Annotated in this window: 2 pseudogenes; one reads left to right on the top strand and one right to left on the bottom strand. The window is 63.5% G+C overall.

From position 1 onward, the window contains the following. A pseudogene (locus AN233_RS17825) lies at positions 1-242 on the top strand (hypothetical protein); the annotation flags it as partial. Positions 243-247: 5 nt separating this feature from the next. On the opposite strand, the pseudogene AN233_RS01215 reads toward AN233_RS17825, so the two are convergent. Beyond that, positions 248-1,169 (bottom strand): annotated as a pseudogene (locus AN233_RS01215) (hypothetical protein); the annotation flags it as partial.

Genomic DNA, 1,169 nt, shown 5'->3' with positions numbered 1-1,169 from the left:
ATCAGGCAGATCTGAACGCGGCGGTTAACATCGCTAACCGTCTCGACCCGTGGGGAGAGAGCCTGCCGTTGAAACCGGCGGGCGATGACTCGCCACGGGACGGGAGTGCCTGTGACAGCACCACGGGACACCGAGAGACGAGTCGGAGACCCCGACAGATGACTCTCTCGGCGTACAGTTCCGAAACCTCCTCGCTCCGCGAGACTTCCTTTGTAGGGGACTCTACCGTTCATGGTGGATGAGGATGTCACGGGTTTTGTCCGAAGATATCTTCTGGGCCGAGCATCCGCAGGAGGCGCTTGCCAGCGTAGAACATCACGAAGAAGGGCAGGAGCTGCCAGCCGACCTCGAACACCAGTGCAAACCAGCCGTCGATCGTCCCGAGTGGATGCCAGCGGGCCGTCGCGGTATCACTCACGTACGCCGGGTCGTGACCGAGCCACGAGCCCGGATGGTACCGAGCCGTGTAGATGCCCGGTTCGTCGATGGTCACGATCGCCACCCCGGAGGCGTTGGTCTCGACGCGCTGATCCGCGACCGTGATGTACCCGTTTCGGCTGGTGCCGCCGATTGGATACTGACGGCTATCGTCAAGCGCAATCGGCGCACCAGTTTGATTGTCCCGCAGTTCGACCCTGAGCGTCGCTTGCGACTGATTCTGCTGGATGACCTCGACAGTGAGATTGCTGCGGCGGAGCTGCCGCTCGGAGCCGGCGTCCGGCTCGACGATTGACGCATTCACGCCCCGGACGATTCCCCCAACGTGCAGCGCCTCTCGATCGACGTTCTCGGCTCGGACGGCGACGCCGTACGTCGTCGTGTACGACTGGTTGACGATGTCGATATTGATGTTCTCACCGATGGTGCCGACTGGCGACGGGCGGTCAGTCCCCCAGGTCTCGATGAGTTCTGGTCCGTCTCGAACCGGCTCGGCACGCGGCCCGATCCGCGAGGGATAGGCGTGGACGTACACCGGAATCGCGTCCGACTCGACGGTGGCGCTATCCGTACGATTCGACCGGACGAGCGTGTCCCAGTTGGTGTTCCGAGCGGTGTAGAACCGCCAGATGCCACGGACCCGTGCCTCACCGTCCTCCGTGAGCGTGTATCCCTGCCACGGCCGCGACTGGAAGATGGCCACGCCTGCATCGCCGTTCGGATACTCGGCG

Source organism: Haloparvum sedimenti (assembly GCF_001462205.1).
Lineage (GTDB): Archaea > Halobacteriota > Halobacteria > Halobacteriales > Haloferacaceae > Haloparvum > Haloparvum sedimenti.
The sequence above is the reverse complement of the archived record's forward strand: the minus strand, read 5'-3'. Positions and strand labels throughout refer to the sequence as shown.